This is a genomic window from Coleofasciculus chthonoplastes PCC 7420, assembly GCF_000155555.1.
Taxonomy (GTDB): domain Bacteria; phylum Cyanobacteriota; class Cyanobacteriia; order Cyanobacteriales; family Coleofasciculaceae; genus Coleofasciculus; species Coleofasciculus chthonoplastes_A.
On record NZ_DS989843.1, the window covers coordinates 74,788 to 94,947 of the forward strand.

At 44.0% G+C, this 20,160-nt stretch carries 15 protein-coding genes and 1 pseudogene; 7 read left to right on the forward strand and 9 right to left on the reverse strand.

Translation table 11 applies throughout. The features are described from left to right. The first annotated feature begins 20 nt into the window (after nucleotides 1-20). The 7 genes and pseudogenes from MC7420_RS04360 to MC7420_RS36510 form a co-directional block, all read left to right on the forward strand. A complete protein-coding gene (locus MC7420_RS04360) occupies nucleotides 21-623 on the forward strand; it encodes an exopolysaccharide biosynthesis protein (protein WP_006098918.1) in 603 nt (200 codons plus the stop codon). A gap of 208 nt (nucleotides 624-831) precedes the next feature. Continuing rightward, nucleotides 832-3,621, forward strand: coding sequence for a cation-translocating P-type ATPase (locus MC7420_RS04365; RefSeq protein ID WP_006098913.1), 2,790 nt, complete (start codon nucleotides 832-834; stop codon nucleotides 3,619-3,621). A gap of 216 nt (nucleotides 3,622-3,837) precedes the next feature. Then, entirely contained in the window at nucleotides 3,838-9,216 is a 5,379-nt protein-coding gene (locus tag MC7420_RS04370; protein WP_006098828.1) for a hypothetical protein, read from the forward strand. A 53-nt stretch (nucleotides 9,217-9,269) separates the two neighbouring features. Further along, nucleotides 9,270-9,740 carry a hypothetical protein gene (locus MC7420_RS04375; RefSeq protein WP_006098829.1) on the forward strand — a complete coding sequence of 157 codons (471 nt, stop codon included), beginning with the start codon at nucleotides 9,270-9,272 and terminating at the stop codon, nucleotides 9,738-9,740. 45 nt (nucleotides 9,741-9,785) lie between these two features. Then, nucleotides 9,786-10,673 carry a hypothetical protein gene (locus tag MC7420_RS04380; RefSeq protein ID WP_006098973.1) on the forward strand — a complete coding sequence of 296 codons (888 nt, stop codon included), beginning with the start codon at nucleotides 9,786-9,788 and terminating at the stop codon, nucleotides 10,671-10,673. Nucleotides 10,674-10,735: 62 nt separating this feature from the next. Further along, a complete protein-coding gene (locus tag MC7420_RS04385) occupies nucleotides 10,736-11,185 on the forward strand; it encodes a DUF3592 domain-containing protein (RefSeq protein ID WP_044205074.1) in 450 nt (149 codons plus the stop codon). Between the two features lie 177 nt (nucleotides 11,186-11,362). Beyond that, nucleotides 11,363-11,572 (forward strand): annotated as a pseudogene (locus tag MC7420_RS36510) (cation transporting ATPase C-terminal domain-containing protein); the annotation flags it as partial. A 22-nt stretch (nucleotides 11,573-11,594) separates the two neighbouring features. Here MC7420_RS36510 and ruvA read toward each other — a convergent pair. The 9 genes from ruvA to MC7420_RS04430 form a co-directional block, all read right to left on the reverse strand. After that, nucleotides 11,595-12,227 (reverse strand): Holliday junction branch migration protein RuvA, encoded by a 633-nt coding sequence (ruvA, locus tag MC7420_RS04390; RefSeq protein ID WP_006098992.1) that lies wholly within the window; start codon nucleotides 12,225-12,227, stop codon nucleotides 11,595-11,597. 112 nt (nucleotides 12,228-12,339) lie between these two features. Next, entirely contained in the window at nucleotides 12,340-13,092 is a 753-nt protein-coding gene (locus MC7420_RS04395) for a sucrose-phosphate phosphatase (RefSeq protein WP_044205251.1), read from the reverse strand. A 56-nt stretch (nucleotides 13,093-13,148) separates the two neighbouring features. Further along, nucleotides 13,149-14,138, reverse strand: coding sequence for an ATP-binding protein (locus tag MC7420_RS04400; RefSeq protein ID WP_006098878.1), 990 nt, complete (start codon nucleotides 14,136-14,138; stop codon nucleotides 13,149-13,151). Nucleotides 14,139-14,281: 143 nt separating this feature from the next. Beyond that, nucleotides 14,282-14,836 carry a CHAT domain-containing protein gene (locus MC7420_RS04405; protein ID WP_006098889.1) on the reverse strand — a complete coding sequence of 185 codons (555 nt, stop codon included), beginning with the start codon at nucleotides 14,834-14,836 and terminating at the stop codon, nucleotides 14,282-14,284. A 34-nt stretch (nucleotides 14,837-14,870) separates the two neighbouring features. After that, nucleotides 14,871-17,543, reverse strand: coding sequence for a P-loop ATPase, Sll1717 family (locus MC7420_RS04410; RefSeq protein ID WP_006099127.1), 2,673 nt, complete (start codon nucleotides 17,541-17,543; stop codon nucleotides 14,871-14,873). Continuing rightward, a complete protein-coding gene (locus tag MC7420_RS04415) occupies nucleotides 17,540-17,986 on the reverse strand; it encodes a hypothetical protein (RefSeq protein WP_044205077.1) in 447 nt (148 codons plus the stop codon). The genes MC7420_RS04410 and MC7420_RS04415 overlap by 4 nt, the downstream gene beginning before the upstream one ends. 60 nt (nucleotides 17,987-18,046) lie before the next feature. Beyond that, entirely contained in the window at nucleotides 18,047-18,406 is a 360-nt protein-coding gene (locus MC7420_RS04420; protein WP_006098805.1) for a HepT-like ribonuclease domain-containing protein, read from the reverse strand. Further along, entirely contained in the window at nucleotides 18,393-18,707 is a 315-nt protein-coding gene (locus MC7420_RS04425; RefSeq protein ID WP_006098765.1) for a nucleotidyltransferase family protein, read from the reverse strand. The genes MC7420_RS04420 and MC7420_RS04425 overlap by 14 nt, the downstream gene beginning before the upstream one ends. Nucleotides 18,708-19,147: 440 nt before the next feature. Beyond that, nucleotides 19,148-20,160, reverse strand: a 1,013-nt coding sequence (locus tag MC7420_RS04430) for a cobaltochelatase subunit CobN (RefSeq protein ID WP_044205080.1), incomplete at its 5' end; no start/stop codon positions are given.

The following is a 20,160-nucleotide window of genomic DNA, read 5'->3' on the forward strand; positions in this document are numbered from 1 at the left end:
TGACCAATGACCAATAACAAATGCACCTAAAATTTACTCAAGATATTGAATCCCTACTCAGCCGATTAACCCATCAACCCCTAACGCTCAGAGATATTCTCACAGAAACCTCTGAGCGAGGATTCAGCTTAGTCATTGGCTTATTAGTTTTACCCTTTTTGTTTCCCATGCCTCCTGGAGCATCAAGTGTATTAGGATTAGGCTGCTTAGTGTTATCTGTACAAATGGCTTTAGGACGGCGAAAACCGTGGTTACCGCGAAAAGTAGCCAACTTCCGATTCCCCCCTAGTTTGAGTTTAAAACTGCTCAAAAATTTGAAGCGAGTGATGAGGGTGCTGGAAAAAATTGTGCGCCCTCGTTGGCTAACTGTGGCGGAAAGTCCTAAAGTCTGGCGCTGGAATGGGTGTTGTATGTCTTGGCTAACCCTACTACTTATCTTACCGTTTCCGTTCACGAATCCGATGCCAACTGCTGCCATTTTATTATTGGTTGTTGCTACTTTAGAGCAAGATGGTTTACTGATGTGTGTGGGATATGGATTAACCGCTCTAGTGACTCTAGCTTTTGCTTTTATTGCTTATGTCCTCTGGCAAAGTACTCATTTACTGCCTATTTCATTTTGAAAAAATAGTGGATAATAGAATTGGATAAAAACAATAGAGTGATCGAGGATTTTTTCTGAATAAAAGCTAGTCAACGTCAGGTATCTGGCAAAACAACTCATCGAGAGCGCTAAGTTAAAAATTCCCCCCAAGGGCGGATTTTAGGTGTCTCATTTTTTAGTTAGGTTTATTCCGCAACGTTTTCCGCTTAGACTAATCACCGCCAACTATGTCATTTACTACACCCTCATCTGCATCTTCAAGTCCTCTTCCCGATACCACTCAACCCTGGCATACCCTGGATATTGAGCAAGCACTAGAACATCTAGAAAGTGACCCTGACAGGGGTTTAACCCCCGCACAAATTAGCCAGAGACAGCAGCAGTATGGGTTAAATGAATTAACAGAAACAGGGGGGCGTAGTCCCCTAGCAATCTTATGGGATCAGTTCACCAATATCATGTTAGTGATGCTGATTGCCGTAGCCATCGTGTCAGCAATCCTGGATTTAGGCAATGGGGTATTTCCCAAAGACGCGATCGCGATTTTTGCGATCGTGATTTTAAATGGTTTGTTGGGCTATCTGCAAGAAAGCCGTGCTGAAAAAGCCCTCGCCGCCCTCAAACGCCTTTCTTCCCCCAAAGTGCGGGTGCTGCGAGACGGGAAACTGATGGAAATTTCCGGTAAGGAATTGGTGCCGGGAGATGTCATGCTATTAGAAGCTGGGGTACAAGTCTCGGCTGATGGTCGCCTAATTGAGGCACAAAACCTGCAAATCCGCGAATCTGCCCTAACCGGGGAAGCCGAGGCGGTACACAAGCAACCCGACGCGCAACTGAGTGAAGACGCCCCCTTAGGCGATCGCATAACCCTGGTATTTCAGGGAACCGAAGTCATTCAGGGACGAGCCAAGGTACTGGTGACTAACACCGGGATGCAGACGGAATTAGGGCGAATTGCCACAATGCTGCAATCGGTGGAAACGGAAGCCACGCCGCTACAGCAGCGGATGTCTCAGTTGGGAAATGTCTTAGTCAGTGGTTCCCTAATCTTAGTCGCCTTGGTTGTTGTTGGCGGTATGCTGAACCGGGGGTTGGGACTGTTTGAAGAACTTTTAGAAGTATCCTTAAGTATGGCAGTGGCAGTTGTCCCGGAAGGTTTACCTGCTGTGGTTACCGTTACCCTGGCGATCGGCACACAGCGGATGGTGCGCCGCCACGCCTTGATTCGTAAGCTACCAGCGGTGGAAACCCTGGGTTCTGTGACAACAATATGTTCCGACAAAACGGGTACCCTCACCCAAAATAAAATGGTTGTCCAGTTCGTTCACACCCCTGGAGATACCTTTGCGGTGACGGGTGAAGGGTATGCACCGATTGGAGAATTCCGGATTCAGGAGTCAGCGATTACTGTTGAAGACTATCCCGACTTGCAAACCCTGTTAACCGCTTGTGTCGTATGCAATGATGCCCGATTGCAGCAGGAAAAGCAAGAATGGACGATCTTGGGTGATCCCACCGAGGGGGCGCTGCTATCCTTGGCAGGTAAGGCAGGTTTTTTTGAAGAGTCGTTGCGTCAACAGTTACCCCGAGTCGCCGAGTTTCCCTTTTCCTCTGAACGCAAGCGCATGAGTGCGATCGCTCAGACGCAAAATGGGGAAGCGATTACATCCTATATTATGTTTACCAAAGGCTCACCAGAGCTAATTTTAGAGCGTTGCACCCGGATTCAGCAGGGTAAACTAACGCCGGAACAACGGGGGCAGATTCTGGCAGAAAATAACCAGATGGCTGGAAACGGTTTGCGGGTATTGGGATTTGCCTATAAGCTCTTGTCAGACATACCCCCGGATGGTTCTTGGGAAGATAGCGAGCAAGAATTAATCTGGCTGGGATTAGTGGGAATGCTGGATGCGCCGCGTCCCGAGGTACGGGAGGCTGTGGCTCAATGTCGGGAGGCGGGAATTCGCCCGGTAATGATTACAGGCGATCATCAGTTAACAGCACGCGCGATCGCAACTAATTTGGGCATTGCTAAAGAGGGGGATATTGTTCTCACCGGACAAGAGTTGCAAAAACTCTCGCAAGCTGAATTAGAGCAACAGGTGAACCAGGTGAGTATATACGCCCGCGTCTCCCCGGAACATAAACTGCGAATTGTCCAAGCCTTGCAAACTCAAGGTGAATTTGTGGCAATGACGGGGGATGGAGTCAATGACGCCCCTGCCCTCAAGCAAGCGGATATTGGCGTAGCCATGGGCATTACGGGTACCGATGTGAGTAAAGAAGCCAGCGATATGATTCTGCTGGATGACAATTTCGCCACCATCGTTCATGCGGTGGAAGAAGGTCGAGTGGTGTATACGAATATTCGCCGCTTCATTAAATATATTCTGGGCAGCAACATCGGGGAAGTGCTAACTATTGCATCGGCACCCTTAATTGGCTTGGGAGGCGTTCCCCTTTCCCCCCTACAAATTCTGTGGATGAACCTCGTCACCGACGGATTACCCGCCCTCGCCCTGGCAATGGAACCCGCCGAACCCAACGTGATGCGGCGTCCCCCCTACAATCCGCGCGAGAGTATTTTTGCCCGTGGGTTGGGGCTTTACATGGTGCGGATTGGGATTATATTGGCGATCTTGACCATCATACTCATGGTCTGGGCATATAACTACGCCCAGGAATCGGGAGATCCTGATCGGTGGAAAACGATGGTATTCACCACCCTATGTTTAGCCCAGATGGGACACGCGATCGCGATTCGTTCTGATACTCAGCTAACAGTGCAACTGAATCCCTTGTCCAATCCTTATGTTCTGAGTGCTGTCACCTTGACCACGGCATTACAATTAATGCTAATTTATGTGGCTCCCCTGCGGGATTTCTTCGGCACTCACTGGTTAAGTCCTCTAGAACTTTTAATTTGTCTTGGGTTTAGCGCGTTAATGTTTGTTTGGATTGAACTGGAAAAACTGGTGATTAACTGGTTCAGACGTCGGCAAACGGCGATAGGTTAACCGGAACCTACTCTAAAAGGTGATCATACCATTTCTCTTTAATCGGAGATGATCACCCCCACAGCTACTGACTCAACCATGCGATCGCGCCCCTTAACAAAACTTATTTAGCTAGCTGCCTAAATTTTAATCAAAATTTAATCAATTTCCAGCACTAAGCAGGTAAAGTAGAATAATTCTTCAGCAGAATCACCGCTATCGTTGAGGCACTCGGCAATGTCTTCTCACGAACACCTCTTGAAAAAAGGCTTCTCAAAGCCCAATTCGACACCTGTGCCGAATCCCTTCAAAATACAGAGGCGTCGTGTCAAAGCCTTATCACCAAATTTATCGCCAAAGGAAAAACTACAGCTAAAACAGCAAGCTGATCAAATCTCCCAGTTGGGTTATAACTCCCTCAACATTCCGATTAAAGCTCCAGATCCCCCAACAACCCAAGCGATTCCGAGTCAGCCCAACTCAGGTGAGGTGACAAATCAGCCGACAACGCCAGCCGCCGATGCTGTAAATATTCAAGCAGATGGGTTAGATGATTTAGACGATCAAGAAGAGACGAATGAGCGCGACGAGATTTCTTTAGCTTCAGCCTCCGATGGTTCAGCATCAGATGGAAGTATTCAGCGTCAGGAAATATCCGACAGTGAAGCCGAGGAAATCGCTGAACCCCAGGTAAACAGAGTTAAAAATCAAGAAGAAGAAACTGAAATCCAACCGAAAACGAAACAACCGGCTCGTAATTTCCTAGAACTCCCCATCAACGCTCCGGGTGCATCGCCATCCTCTATACAAAGACAAGGGAACTTGGGGGAATTCGGCAATTCGATTCAACAGCAGCCCGTTGAAACTGAGGAAAAAGTTGAGCCAGAAGCTGAACAAGAGCTGCAGGAAGAAGATGAAACTATCCAGCGTCAGGAAATGCCCGATAGCGAAGCTGAGGCAATACCTGAATCAGAAGTAGATAGTATTGAAAACCCAGAAGAAGAGCCTGATATCCAAGCTAAAGTTGAACAACCGAAGCATAATTTATCAGAACTCCTCGCCAACGCTTCAAGTACACCACCATCATCTATACAAAGACAGGATGACTTGGGGGAATCGGGAAATCCAATTCAACAGCAGCTAGTTGAAAACGAGGAAAAACTAGAACCTGAAGCTAAACAAGAGCCGCCGGAGTTGGATGAAACCATCCAACACCAAGAAATACCAGATGCTGAAGAAGATGAGATATTATCGAGTGAACCTCAAACCGTTCAGCGCCAGTCTGAAACACCTGACATACCAGATCAAGAGAAAGAAAAATCAGAAGATTATCACAATTTCCTCGAAATTCCGATAAACGTTCCAGGTACACCGTCATCCTCCATTCAGAGACAAGTAAACTTTGGCAGGTTGTCGAATCAGGTTGTCCAGCCAATAAAACCTACCTCTAACCCCGGATTAAATCGACTCAATACCTTCAAATCACAGCGGATTAATTCGCCTGTGAATCCAGTCAATCCCGTATTGAATCAATCATCATCTCATACAGTTGAGCGTCAAGAAAGTAGCACTGAGGAAAAAATTTCACGAAAGGTTACAACGTCGGAAGAATTTAGACCTGTTAAAGAAGGAGAACAAGAGGAAGATAATAAACCGGATACTTCAGTTTCAGAAGAGGTTCCTAGTGAAGAGGAAACTACTGAAGTTTCCTCGACAAAATCAACGCTCACAACTAATACTCATAACGATAACAAAAATACTTCTAACAAATCACAGGAGAAGCCATCAAAAGCTCTTAATGAACAAGAACAACCTGAAACAGAGAGTAAACCCGAATCTGAAACTACAACAGGATCGGATGCTCAAGAAGTCGAGCTGGCTGTAGAGGAGGCTAAAACTGAACTTGGAGCCAAGGTCACCGAACCAGCGCAAGGTAGCAAGGATAGTGAAATTGCTCAAGCTGATACAGCAAAAGAAGAAGCGACACAACAGAACAAGTCAACTGAAGAGTCTACAGAAGCAGTAGCTGTAGACAATGAAGCTAATCCAGAAACGGTTGCTGGTGAGGATACGACTCAAGGAGATCTAGATAGTCAGCAAACAGAACAAACAGAAAAGGTTGCCCAGACTGCCCAAGCTGAAAGTGCTGTAGCCGAAACCAGCACCCAGATGGAGGCGGCTCAGTCCAATGTGGAACAGTTACCCACTGCACAACCAAACTTTGTTCCTAGTCAACCCAAAGCAATGTTCTTAACTACGGAGGATAACAGTGCTACTGTAGGAGCAGAGAATGTATTGGGTTCGGTTGGTGACGGTGTAGTCCTTTTCCAGACAAATAATCCGGAGCAGTTTCAGACAGATGAAAATGGCGGCGGGTTAGTTCAGCAGATTCCTGCCAGTGGTGTTGCTGCAATTGAAGAAGGTAAGCAGCAAGAATCACAAGCTGCCTTAGCACAATTTATGTCCGATGGTGCAACCAGTGTGTCTCAGGTGACAGACGCGGGTCAAACCATTCAGCCACGCATCCAGGAAGCAACTACTCAAGCTCAGGCTTTAATTGATGCGGCTATCCAACAAAATCAGACGACTGTCGCTAATGCTATTGCTCAAGCTCGTGCAAAAGCGAAAACTCAAGCAACAGAGGCGCAAAATCAATTAAAAACACAGTATAAAGCTACAGAATCAGCCATCAAACAGGCAACGGCGGATGCTCGTGAACGAATTGAGACAGAACATACCACATCCCTTGAATCTTTAACACGGCTCCAGACTGATATGGTCGAGGCAGTCAATAATTGCTTCGCTACCGCAGAAATTAATGCCCGTGCTTTAGGCACAACTTTGGGGGGCGAGGCAATTGCTAAAGGGCAAGCCAGAAGTCAGCAGTACAGCCAAGAACCCCTTCCAGAAACTAGCGGTTGGGATGATTTTTGGGATGGCGAGGACTACCACAAAAATCGGCGTAAGGCTAAAGAGGATGCGGCTCTACAGGTAGGGCAAGCTTATAATGAGGAGCTAGTTACCAAGGCAAACGAGTCGGCTGACCAGTTAATAGCTAACAAGTCGAGTGTTCTCGAAGGTGTTCAGACCAAGATAGAGGAAACTCGCGCTCAAATTGAAGCCAAACACACAGCAGCACTAACGGAACTCGACCAAGCGGAAAGCTCGTCCCTCTTAGCGGCTAATAAAACCCTACAGAGTCAATCCCAGGCAGTTGAACAGGCTCTGAGCCAAACACTGGCTTCTCTGGATCAACTGAAGACAACCCAGCTTGAGCAGGTTAACCAGGTTGGTGAACAGCAGAAATTAGCAATTCACCAAACCGAACAGCAATCCATTGCTGCGCTTCAGCAAGGGGTTAGCGAAGCGGCTGCAAGTGTTGAAGCAACACTCCAGCAGATGGCTAGTGAAGCAAGTGGCGTTGAATGTCCTAACCCAGAGGCTCTCAAAGCCACTCTAGCCAATGCTAGAGAACAGCTAAACTATGTAGTTGCTGAGGCACAAAACACAGTTGAGACAGGAATTACCGAGTCCTCTCAGGGCATACTCGAACAAAGTCAGCAAGCTATCCAAAGTTTAGATGAGGTGGGTCAGCAGACGAGCGAGCTATCCGAGCAAGTTCTAGGAGATTTCAGCACTAGCCTAACTCAAGTTACGGATAGCGCTAGCCAAGTTTTCACTGACTTACAAAATAAACATACTGAAACTGTCAGGGGAACAGCCGATCGAGTTGTTGAGGAACTTAAAGGATTAATTAACGATGTTGACCAAGCGTTCAAGACAGTAGGGGAAAATCTCAAAACTGAGTTAGAAAACAGCGTTACTCAGCTCGAAACTGACCTGAGAAGTTCCCTCTCCGAACTTGATTCTAAGATTACCGAGGAAGCTGACAAGGCAGCGGATAAGGTTCAGCCTGCGTGGAAAGGCTGGGTCAAGATTATCATTGACATTGCGATCGCAATTGTTGTCACCGCGGCGATAGTTGCACTGGCTAGTACAGGCATTGGTTTATTAGCCACGATTGGTTTAGCCGCTCTTATCGGCGCTGCGGGTGGTGTGACAAAACAACTATTGCACGATGCTGTAGATGGAGAAATTTCTTCAAAAGAGGTTTACTTCAGAGAAGCTGTACTTGGAGCAGTGGCTGGTGTCATTACTCTTGCAGGTGCAGGAGCTGGCAATGCCGCCAGCAGCTTTATTGGTAAGCAACTGTTAGCTAAAGGTATAACTAATCAAGTCCTCACCAAAGCAGCCACAATGGGGGCAGAAGTTGTTGTCGGAACTGTTATTGACACAGTTGGTGCTGGCCTCACTGATACATTGAAACGGGCAATGAGTGGTGAAGAGTTCTCTTTGGAGACAGCATTCCAGGCGATGTACGGTAGCGTTGGAGTTAACTTCCTTGGTAATCTCGGTGGTACGATCCTAGCACCCTACCTTGGTGGCTTCTATAGCAAGACTGGGCTTGGAGGAGCCACGACGAAGGAAGTAGGACAACAAGTTACCAGAGAAGTCACCGAAGAGGTCACAGAGCAAGTCACTAAAGAAGTTTCTCAAGAAGTTACTGAACAAGTTACCAAGGAAGTTGGAGAGGAAGTATCTGCACAAGTGACTAAAGAGGTAGCTGAAGAAGTTACTGAGCAAGTGACCAAAGAGGTTACCGAAGAAGTAACTCAACAAGTCACTAAAGAAGTGACGGAAGAAGCTACGGAACAAACCGTTAAAGAAGTTACCCAAGAGACTACAGAACAAGTTACCAAGGATATCACAGAGGAAACTACAGAAAAAGCGACGAAACAGGCAACTGGAGAAACAGCGGAGCAAACTACAAAAGAAGTTACTGAAGAAGCTACGGGAGAAACTACAGAACAAGCCACTAAAACAATTAAAACAGATGAAACACCTAATGGACGTAGTAGCCATACAGGGGAGCCTCAAGTTGAGCCTGGTGTGGTTGCCAAACAGAAAGCTGCTGATGGACATGAAATCAAAGTTTTAGAAGATGGTCGCGTTGTTCGTTGTTCAGACTGTGGAGAAATCAGAACGCAATATGCAAACGAACTTGCCGATCCTAAAAATAGTCACCTTAAATCTCAACTCGATGAAGTTGAAGCAATCCCTGACCCAGACCTTAAGGCCAAACAAGCCGCAGAGTTAGAGCAAGAGCTTGCTAATATTAGAAGGCGGACAGCTCAGATAGAGGAATCAAGAAAGCGCTTTGATAATTTCCGAGAACCTGTAGATCCCAAAGACATTAAAGGCGCACAACCTGTTGAAGGCAGCGGTACAGCCGGACATGCAAGGTCTAAACATGGCGTATCCAATCAAACTCAAGCTGAGATTTTAAATAACCCTGAACGTATATTTAGTGGAAGGAATAAAAATGGGAGAGAAGTGGACATATACTACAAAGATGGTAGCATAGTAATCACAGAAGCCGGAAGGAAAAATTCAGTGATCACAGCTTATGGTTCAGTAAGCAGTAAGGGCAATGCGACACCAGTAGATCCCCAGAAATGGGCAGGTGATTCCAGCTATGTTGAAATCAAAGTAGAGGGTTCAAATGAAGTGATCTACCCTAATCCCGATCGCTTTAACTTAGATGATTGGCCTTGAGACAAAGACTAACAAGAGAAAATCAAAAAGCCTTGGTGCTTTAAGGATTGATTATGAAAGAAAGCAATTCAATTGAACAAAAGCTATGGCAAATCCCTATGAAAGTCAACTCAACAAAAGAGGATTTTTCTGAAATCATTATTTTTTTGATCAGTAAGCTTTCTGATTACTTGCAACAGCAAATTGAAATAATTGATAAGACTATTGAAGAGTCAATAGTCGATGAGGAGTCATTTTGTTGTTGTATTCGTAGTGCTAGATCCCTTGGTGGTCCTTTGACTATAGCCTGGGAGGGAAGGTTAGGAATGGAACCTATAGAGGGCAAAGCTTGTGTAAGTGCATCTCTCTTTCTTTTTAGCCAAAATAATCGTTTGGCTGTTACTGGACAGGAAAGTAGTTATTTAGAGTTGGTATATGAACCATCTGATAACAGCGAAGGTCGTTGGCGTTCTCAAGGCTGGCTAGAAGATGTGTATGGCGAATTTGAGAGTATTAATCAATACTCTGGTCAACTCCCCAGTTAAATATCTAGAGTAATTAAATCAGTTAATTAATATAATATACTAAATATGGAAATTAAAGAAACACAATACCTTTGTACGGATTCTGATGGAACTCGATATTTTTTAATTCCGGTTACTCAAGAACTGCCTAGTGGCGATTTTATCATCTACACCATTGGGGGTGAGAAAAAGAAAGTAGATTCAGCAAGATTAGCTGATTTTGAAATTTCGGAGGAGGAGGCGAAAACTCATCTCTATGCCGAAATGAGTCAAGCTATGGATCAGGCTAAAAGTACAATAACTAGTCTGCTAACCTTCGCAACTCAAGTCGGTTTACAAAAAGCTCCGTCACAAAGCAGTACATCTTCCGTTCAAACTCAAGAAGGGTTAAAGATCATCTCTTCCCTTTTAGGAATATCACCAGAGGTACTAAAAAGTAATCCTAAAGCAGCCCAAGAAAGCTTTAGCAAACTCTTAGATAGTCTCAAGGTAACGATAGAAACCGCAACTGCCCAAGACTCAGAGCAACTAGAAAAGCTCCGGGAACAGATGCATACTGTGCAACAAAGGCTGCAAAAGCAGGGAATCAAAGTAGATGCAGATTTGGAGGAATTGTCCAATCAACTGCGGGAGTGGTATCTATCGACTAACTCTGAACAAAACCTCGAAGAAATGTCAGATAACTTGCGGAAGTTTGCCGACCAACTTGACCAATTGCTAGCAGAGGCTAAAGAAAATGATGATCAACTATCTCTAGCTTTCCTCAAAGGACTAAGGGGCTTTTTATCTACCCCAGAAGATGATATTCACGAACAGGACAAAAGACAGCAAGAATATAGAAAAGATGCACGAGAGTCAATAGAACGGGCGCGTCAAGGACGTAAAATTCCATCATTTAGTTTTGATGACTTGCTATCTAAGTCTAATCAGACCAAACCAAGTAATAAAGGTTAGCATAACAAGAACGAATTATATTCTTGAAAAGATAATTTAATTATACCTTTTAAATTAGATTTATGGACAAAATAATCACATGGACTTTAGTGTTAATTTTCCCCATTACTATAATTATCTTTGTGTTAGTCTTTAATATATTCACTTTTATAGAATGGAAGACAGCAAAAGAGATTCACGATTCTGGGATCACTACTCAAGCCACAGTGATTGAACTTGACAAAAGTATTGGGCTTAAAGCACCCAATTCTTATTTTATAAAGTACCGCTATAAAATCAATGAATCTGGAGAAGATGTCACCACTTATACAAAAAAGAAGCAAATAAACGAAAACTTATATCAACGTTTGAAACCTAACTCCCAAGTAACAATATCGTATCTGCTCTCTGAGCCAAAGATATCAGATGTTCAAGGCAATAAAGTGCTAGATAGAAGATTGATAGTTTGTTTTTCTATTGATGTAGCTTTTATACTTTTTATATTGTCAGTATTACTAAAGGTTAAAAATTGAGCGGAAATCATCTAGTTTATTGGAACTATAGCAAGTCGCTCTGGTGTATTTACAACTCCCATACCTGAAGCTGAGTCTAGATGAGATGTTCGTACAAACAAAGTGTAACTAGACCAGCGCGAAGCGCTATACATTGGTATCAATGCTGTCCGAAATGGAAAACGATGGTATTTACCACCTTATGTTCTGAGTGCTGTCACCTTGACCACGGCATTACAATTAATGCTAATTTATGTGGCTCCCCTACGGGATTTCTTTGGCACTCACTGGTTAAGTCCTCAAGAACTTTTAATTTGTCTTGGGTTTAGTGCGTTAATGTTTGTTTGGATTGAACTGGAAAAACTGGTGATTAACTGGTTCAGAAGTCGGCAAACGGCGATAGGTTAATCGGAGATGATCACCCCCACTGCTACTGACTCAACCATGCGATCGCGCGTCGAATCCATTCCTCGGCGTTGGGGTTTTTCGCCAGCAGTGCATCCTGACTAATCGCGTTCAGCGCCTGGGTAATTTCGGCGGTTTCATACCCTAGGGCTAGTAGGGTCATTTCCACATCTTCTAAAATAGCGGGGGAGGGTCCCGTTGCACTGGCTGGAGTTTCCACACCCGCGAATTTTCGCCATTCAGATAACTTGGTTTTCAGTTCCAAGGCGATGCGTTCAGCGGTTTTGCTACCCACTCCTGGAGTTTTGGCTAAGGTGCGAGTATTCCCGGTGACAATCGCCTGAACCAGATTCTGTAGTCCTAGGGTATCGATAAGTGCGATCGCTAATTGGGCACCAATCCCACTCACACTCACCAACTGGCGAAATAAATCCCGTTCTGCTGCTGACGCGAAGCCATAGAGGATTTGTTGATCTTCCCGGATTTGCAGGTGAGTAAAAACTTGTACCACTTGTTCAGATCCGATCTGAACCTCTTGGGATAGCTGTCGAGTAATTTGCACCTCATACCCGATTTGGTTAACCTCTAGAATCAGAGTAACTCGATTCCCATTCCCTTTCTGAATCGTCGCGACTGTTCCCTTGAGATAACTAATCATTAATTATAAGTATCCAAATTTAGACTGACCGTTACATCAGTAGAGACGCGCCATGGCGCGTCTCTACACTGTTGGCGATCTTCCCTGTTCCCTCTTCTCCTATCCCCAATTCCTAAACCAGAAACCCCAAATGATGCAGACCTTCTAATATACCATCTGCATAATCTGCCTGAGCAAAATAATGGTAATCTTTTTTGTTCGCCTCATACCATTGACGCAGTTCAGGTTTAGCATTTCCCACCAGAATACCCCGTTCTTCCCCAGCACTAAACAGGGCAATATCATTACCAGAATCACCACAGACAACGGTTTTTGTGGCGTCCATGTCCCATTTTTGCCGCAGGAATTGTACGGCTAAACCTTTATCCCCTTTACGAGGTAAAATATCCAAGTCTTGACCCCCACTATAGATCAGCTTGACATCTAATCCTTTTTCCTTTAAAGAGGATTCCAGACGAGGCAAAACCTCTGAGGAAATTTCTTCACTCAACACATAACTGACTTTAAACGGGCGCTGTTCTGTCTCAGGTTGCAGCACTAGGTCAGAATAATGAGCAGCTATAGCCACAACTGCGTCCCGGTTCCACCCCTGTGCCAACATATCCGCCCATTCTGGGTCAAAGATTTCTTCCTGCGGATTGAAGCAAATTTCGGTGCCAACTGAGGTAATCAGCGCATCCGGTGACAGTAGGGACTTTTCGCTAGTCAGTTTCCGGTAGAGGGCAGGCGATCGCCCAGTCGCATAGACTATCTTAGTCCCATAGTCTTGGCGATGCTGCTCTAACTGTTGATTGAGTTCCTTGAGGGCATCGTCATCGCCAACTAGAGTGTTATCTAAGTCAGTTATGAATAAAAATGCAGTCATCACAATCTCGTGGATGATTAGAGTTTGCACCTGCATTATTTCGCATCAGCGTGGGATTAGCCAAGGGCGTTTGGATAAATAATTTTAAACGTTGTTCCTTTTCCGGGTAGAGAAGTTGTCGAAATCGAGCCGCCAATTTTATTAAGTTCTGTGCGAACAATATCCAAACCAAACCCGGTTCCGGCTCTCAAATCTCGCTCATCCTTAGTGCTAAAATCAGGATGATACAGGAGTTCGTAGACGGCTTCTGGGGAAATAATCTGGGCTTGAGTTATTGTAATTAACCCTTTTTTGATTGCCTTCGCCTTCACCCGTTCTAAATCAATTCCTGCGCCATCATCAGAAAAGGTGATTATTGTTTGGTTATCCTGATGAAAAGCACTCATGACAATCTGACCAACTGGCGATTTGCCCAGAGTTTGGCGCACTTGGGGGGACTCGATTCCGTGCGCGATCGCGTTGTTGATTAAGTGGGATAATAGTTTCGGTAAAGTGTCCAAGACCACTTTAGGAATTAATGTGTCCCTACCCTCAATTCCTATCTTGACCTCCTTACCATAGTCTAACCCGGCTTGTTTTACTGCACGTTCCAGGGGAAATATTTGCTCGATTTCGGCAAAAGCGACAGGGGGATTAAGCAGAAACCTTAAATGAGTATCAATACGGTTAAATATCGACTCTGTACCTGAAACAACCTGATTAGCATCATCGTCTTTAAGTCCATAGGGTTGCTTAAGTTTACTTACGAATAGAGATAATGCATCGAATAGCTGAAAAAAGAGATTTTGTAATGTTTGGTCGCAGTTAATCGGATAATCTCTTAATAGTTCAAGTTGCTCATGCCAACGATTAGCCAGTCTATCAATACTATCTAGACCTAACATTTCTGCCTGGGCTTGAATCGACAGAACTGCACGGCATAGCCCATACACCAATTCTATGTCTTTAGAACCTGATAGCTGGAGCAAATCTTGTTCAATTCGATAGAGATGTTCCGTCGCATGTTCAACAAATTCCTGAACCCATTGCTGTTCCTCTGATTGCATACGCCTTCCCCTGCACCAACTCGCACCACCTTATCCGTATTATAAGCATCAATCCTTTACCGAAGAAATAATTGATTTAGGACTTACGCCAAGCCTCTATTTGTAGGGTGCGTTAGCGAAGCGTAACGCACCTTTAACGGGAGCTAACGCACAACCGAATAACTTTCATACTCTGGAAACTGCCAAACTGCTAAATCTAACGCCAATCTTAAGTCTTTACCTGAAAATAAATTTTTGTAGAAAAGGCTAAAAAAAAGTCCTAAATTCGTCCAAGGAATAGAAGATTGAGGGGCAATTACAGCCGCTGCACCCGCCGCTAAAAAAGAATCGGCTAGTTGAGCGGAACTACAAGCACCACTAACCACTATTTTTCCCTGCCATTCTCTGATCAAGCTAATATCAAAATCGGTTAATATAACCTCTGGAACCCGTTCGCCAATATTCTTCGCATTAGACCATTGCAAAATCAAGCCATCATTTGTTCCATGCATAGCCAAGTGAACGATATTAAAATCCGGCTTTTTCAAGTACAATCTAAATGAATATTTGTCAAGGATTGTCTTTTCCTGCCAAATCCCATCATTACTGTAAAGTTTGTAATCTATCGCTTGTTTGGTAAAAAAGTGGGATATGATTAAGGATTCAGTCTTCTTTTTAATTTCCGGACTACGACACACTTCAAAAATAGCAACTTTCATCAAACTCCTAAACTTTATCTAGAAATAAGGTATGCTAACGCTGTCCTTTGCGAACCATATTCAATCCATACAGGTACAGTTCAGCAACCGCATAGACACGAGGCGGCGGATCATTGGCACGAGAACGTTCGGTGAGAATACCAGCTTCGATCATATCCCTGATAGTTTCCGTTAATTCGTTATCCTCCACTTTCCAAATTTCCGCTAGTCTCTCTTCATCAATCGGAGAACGTTCAGTTCGTAATCTATCCAGATAGACTTGAAGTTCAGGATACTCGTTGCGGACTTCATCAACACGTTGTTCGGAAACATAGGGAAAAGAATCAATCAAAGCTTTTGGGCGCAGGACTATCTCTTTACTATACTCTGTTGAGAAGTCTTTTTCCCGTTTAACTGCTTCTTGTAACAATAAGACTAAACTTCTCGGAAAACAGTTCTTTTGACCGTCAGCAATACGAGTCCGCACCCAATTATAAGTATACGCTTTTTTCGTCCGCCCCATCCGCTCACCCCATAGAGGATACAAGCTAGTCCGAAGTTGTTCTAGCTCAATGGCATTTAGTCGTGCCACTGTTACCCCCAATTTTTGCTCCAAAAATTGGCTAAGAGTAGCAGAACTGGTTAAGGCTTGGCGTAGCACAAGTCTCCAGAGATCAGCTTCATCCCAACGGAGTTGGAGTGATCGCCCAGTGTAATGCCCTTTGTTGGTAAAGTTAAGTTGATTCCAAATATCTTCCCGTAAAAATATTTTAGGGACAATACATCTGAGACTTGTCCCACTCTCCAGCCACCAAGCCAGTAACGCTCCAAGTGCTTGTTTTCGACGAACATAGTCTTTTGGAGTCGAACCAAAACCAGCATCTAACTCATCATAAAGCAGCCATACGACCTCTTTATTCTCTTGCAACCAGCGGTCAATTGCCCGTAGTTCATCAGCCGCTTGCGACCCAGCTTGTGGAGATTGAGTGCGATGGACTAACCACTCAACGATTGGAGAATGGGGAGGGTTGTCTTGATCAATTAATGCAACTAACTGTTGATCTAATTCAGGGAGTGAACGTAATTCTGGTATAGAATAACACAGTTGCAACAGAGCATAGTTTAGCCAAAAAATTGACCAACTATTCTCACCCACTTGTTGCTCATAACTCGCTAAATCATTACTTTCTAGGATAGGTCCAGGTAATCTCGGTTGACCATGGGCGGCTAAAAAGTTAACATTACTTAAATTAACCTCGGAATGAGCTAATTCTTTCGCTTTTTGTGATTGTTCGACAAACAGACGAAACAGCAAACTTTTTCCCGTTCCCTTAGCCCCCCGAATTAACCAGTTTTTGTTGCTTAAAAATCGGGGAAAATCTTCAGTGCGGTGAAATATATTTGGGATATTATCCGCTTCTATTTCTTGAGCGGTTGCTGCATCGAAGCTTAATTGCTTTAAAATAGATTTACGTTTTTCTGAAGTTTCATCTTTTTCTAGTTCAGGCTTGATATCAGGTAGACTTGCATCAATAGCATCAGCAATTTGTAAATAATCATTCAGTAAACTTCTGGGAACACCAATCAAACTAGATAAAGTTGTAATACTAGGATTATAGGGAATTTCGTAGTAAAGTTCTCCAACAGTTGTCTCACTCGGTAAACCCCAATTTTCCTCAATCCAATCTTCAACCCTAGTGAGCCAAGTTTGACGCTGTTCTGGTGCAACTAGAGGCATAGGCGTAAGCAGAAAGCGAAGATCAGGTTTTCCTTCATAGTCACGGTGTTTCCGCACCCCTTTCACAACCCAGCGTAATCCTTCAAAACTCTGGTCAGTCGGTGAAAAGCAAAGGATACCCGTATCAGCGAGATCAAAAAGTGCGATCGCGCTGGTATCATTAAATCCAGGACGTGCATCAATCAAAATTACATCTGGATTTATCTGAGTTTTGATATCTTCCATAAGCTGATTAACTGGATTGGTTTCACCTTGATAGAACTTTTCTAGAGTGTGTCGATCCAGATCAGCTAACCGATGAATATAATTTTCATTATACTCTCCCACTGGCACTAAAAACAGTTCACCACGAGTGGGTAAATTGATGGGATAGATACAACTCTCAATCGGGGGAATATTCTGCTCAGGAGTCAAATAGCGTTGGTGCAAGTAATCCAGGACTCCGTAGGTTTCTTCATTGAACGTTTCTGTATCTGAGCGGAACATAATCGAAATACCTGGGGCTTCTAGGTCAAAATCGACCATCACAACTCGACGATTACGCCTTGCCAATATACTGGCGACTAAGCCTAGAGCAGTAGAACGTCCTACACCTCCCTTGAATGAGTAAAAAGTAACAACTAAGGGACGCTTAGGACTATCTTCATCAATCTGAATCGGTTGGTCAGATTCTGGAGCCATTAAGAGGTCTGACCACAGTGGTAATTGGATAGTAGCTGAAGGTTTTTCTGTTGCTTCTTGGGGGGTTAACAGCTCATAACCAGCAATGGGGTATTGACCCAAGTTAGTATTAATAGTCTCTAAAAAAGAATCAATTTTTTGTTCGCGCCATTCTAAGGGATGGTTTGCAAACAAATGAGTAATAACTCTAATTTTCAGCCATCCTAGTGAAGTTGGCTTTATTTTTACCTGTGCATCGGGATCTTCAGATTTTAAAGAATTAATAACATGGTCTTCAATCTGTTGAGAAAATTGAGTTGAATGGGTCATGACGTCTCCCCTTGTTGATCTAAAATAAATCGATGCAATACTTTAATAGCTTTGATAAAGCGTTGACTCTCCTGCTTATCTCCCATTTTATCTGAATAGCGTAAGGAATCATTACGCCAAATGTCTGAAACTGTATTCCAGGCATCTCGATAACGATTAGTGCGGTCTAATTCTATCGCACGTTGTAATGCAGGTACAGTTTCCAGTAACTTGCTCAGACTATGTAATTGTGAACCAGATAGTCCCTGTTTAAATACACGAGTATCTTTAAAGTTAGTTTTTCCTTCCCTGTCACAAATAAGAGATTTGAGAGAGCATTCAATAACATAGCCCCCCAAGTAAATAGAACCTGTCCAACGCCCTTGGTCATGTAACACTTGAGCATCTTCAAACCGACGCCGAGAAGCACCAAGCTGGCAACGTCTATCATAAGTATCGGGCAAGTAATAGTCCTCCGATATGATTGAGCCATATTTTCCTAGCGAATAAGGACTATTTTAGGACTATTCTATTTCCGGTGGCAAGGGTGGTATCAAAGGTTCTAATTGAGTAATCAGCGTGGGAATATCTGACGTCACTACAGACCAAATTCGTTCTTGCCTAATCTCTTCATACTGATGGGCAATAACATTCCGTTGTCCGATAATATCACTCCAGGGGATTTCCGGATGTGCTTGACGGAAATCATCTGACATTCGTCTCGCCGCTTCGCCTAGAATCTCTAACTGTCGCTCAACGGCACTCTGAAGCAATATACTCTCTAGATAAGCTTCATAAGATAAACCAGCCGTAAATTCTTGAAGGCGAATTGCTGCCTGTAACATATCCCAAAGATAACCAGATTCGCGACTATTGGGCTGCATAAATAACCTGTTTTGTACTTAGAATTTCATAACGCCGGAAAGGATTACGTAAACACTCCTTTTCCACGAAATCAACCTCCCGACTAAACTTCGTTTTCAGTTCTTCTTTCATCTTAATGATGTCCCACAGACTCCATTTAGCCTCCGGCGCAAAACTGACCAGTACATCGACATCACTATCGGGGCGAAAATCATCTCGTAAGATAGAACCAAATAGGGCAAACTCAGTAATTTGCCAGCGCTGGCAAAACGCAGCAATCTCGTCCCTAGATACCTCAACCTTTGGGCTAATTGTCGTCATCTTGTTTGTAGTAAGGGCTTTAGCCTTATATTTTATTAACGTTATATTCCCATATTAAACCTTGAACAGTAAACCCGAAAACCTGCGATATTTTTGAGTAAGGCTGCGGCAAAATCATTGAAAAATGGTGCGTTGCGCTTTGCTAACGCACCCTACTGGCTAAAAAGGTAGCATGGATTTTACCATTAACTTGTAGGTTGGGTTGACGATAGGAAACCAAACAGAATATAGGGCTAAGGTTCCCTACTACAAGCCGAATCTAATTCATCAAATAAGGTGTACCACGCCAGCAACGCACCCTACTAAAATGGTGGCATAGATTTTACTATTAAGTCGGGCGCAAAGCTTTGCGCCCCTACAGTTTCCAGGCGTAACGTTAATTGATCCAATCAGGTTTGCCACGCCACGACAATTGGATAATTCAGCCACTAAATTATCCTTTAAACCGTCACCCCTTCTAATTCCTCATCCGTCAACTCATACAACGCCTGCAACTTCTGTAACTTGTCCTCACTGGGTTGCCAAAATCCTCGTCCACTTGCCTCCAACATCCGGGCAACAATATTCCGAAATGCCTCAGGATTTGCCTGTCTTAACTTCTCTGCCATTTCTGCATCTAAGGCATAAGTATCTGCTGCTTGATCATACACCCAATCATCGGTAAAATCGGCGGTTCCTCCCCACCCAATTAACGCTGTCATCCGTTGGGAGATTTCATAAGCACCACCTGAACCCTGACTTGCCATGGCTTCTGCCCATTTCGGGTTCAGTAACTTAGTCCGATATTCTAATCGCAGTAAGTCATCTAATTGGCGCGGGGTTGTATCTTTAGAAAAACTTTCTACAAAACTGGCGCTGACTTTCTTTCCCCGTTGTTTCTCAGCCGCTTTTTTCAATCCTCCGGTATTGGCATAGTATTCCTGAATATCAGTTAAACCGTATTCCACGGAGTCAATTTCCTGAACCACCTGGCTGGTTGTTTTTAATAGCTGAGTCAGAACTTCTGGACGCGCTTGTCCTTTATCTTGACGCCCATAACTAAATGAATTGCGACTTTCCCAGGTTTTGCCTAATTCCTCTCCCGATTCCCAGTTTCCATCCGTCACTTGTTCATTCACTAAGGAACCAAAATCACCAGCCGGGTTAGAAAATAATCGGGCAGAATTATTCTCGATTCCTTGGGCTTGTAAAGCTAAAGCATGTTTACGGATAAAATTCTGGTCTTCTGGTTCCTCCGCCTCCGCCGCCCGTTTAAATAAATCATCGAGTAATTCAATAATATTCACAAAACTATCTCGGAAAATACCCGATAGATTTGCCAATACATCAATCCGGGGATGTCCCAATTCTGCTAAGGGTTTTAACTCATAGCGAACAATTCGCCCCGTTCCTTCTTTGATGGGTTCTGCACCCACTAATTCGAGTAGGATTCCTAAGGATTCTCCTTTAGTTT

What these genes read in the sequence shown, in the direction of transcription:
- ruvA (WP_006098992.1), bottom strand. Translation starts at nt 12,227, where the DNA reads ATGATTAGTTATCTCAAGGGAACAGTCGCGACGATTCAGAAAGGGAAT.
- MC7420_RS04405 (WP_006098889.1), bottom strand. Translation starts at nt 14,836, where the DNA reads ATGAAAGTTGCTATTTTTGAAGTGTGTCGTAGTCCGGAAATTAAAAAG.
- MC7420_RS04410 (WP_006099127.1), bottom strand. Translation starts at nt 17,543, where the DNA reads ATGACCCATTCAACTCAATTTTCTCAACAGATTGAAGACCATGTTATT.
- MC7420_RS04400 (WP_006098878.1), bottom strand. Translation starts at nt 14,138, where the DNA reads ATGCAATCAGAGGAACAGCAATGGGTTCAGGAATTTGTTGAACATGCG.
- MC7420_RS04370 (WP_006098828.1), top strand. Translation starts at nt 3,838, where the DNA reads ATGTCTTCTCACGAACACCTCTTGAAAAAAGGCTTCTCAAAGCCCAAT.
- MC7420_RS04420 (WP_006098805.1), bottom strand. Translation starts at nt 18,406, where the DNA reads ATGCAGCCCAATAGTCGCGAATCTGGTTATCTTTGGGATATGTTACAG.
- MC7420_RS04360 (WP_006098918.1), top strand. Translation starts at nt 21, where the DNA reads ATGCACCTAAAATTTACTCAAGATATTGAATCCCTACTCAGCCGATTA.
- MC7420_RS04365 (WP_006098913.1), top strand. Translation starts at nt 832, where the DNA reads ATGTCATTTACTACACCCTCATCTGCATCTTCAAGTCCTCTTCCCGAT.
- MC7420_RS04375 (WP_006098829.1), top strand. Translation starts at nt 9,270, where the DNA reads ATGAAAGAAAGCAATTCAATTGAACAAAAGCTATGGCAAATCCCTATG.
- MC7420_RS04380 (WP_006098973.1), top strand. Translation starts at nt 9,786, where the DNA reads ATGGAAATTAAAGAAACACAATACCTTTGTACGGATTCTGATGGAACT.
- MC7420_RS04425 (WP_006098765.1), bottom strand. Translation starts at nt 18,707, where the DNA reads ATGACGACAATTAGCCCAAAGGTTGAGGTATCTAGGGACGAGATTGCT.
- MC7420_RS04395 (WP_044205251.1), bottom strand. Translation starts at nt 13,092, where the DNA reads ATGACTGCATTTTTATTCATAACTGACTTAGATAACACTCTAGTTGGC.
- MC7420_RS04385 (WP_044205074.1), top strand. Translation starts at nt 10,736, where the DNA reads ATGGACAAAATAATCACATGGACTTTAGTGTTAATTTTCCCCATTACT.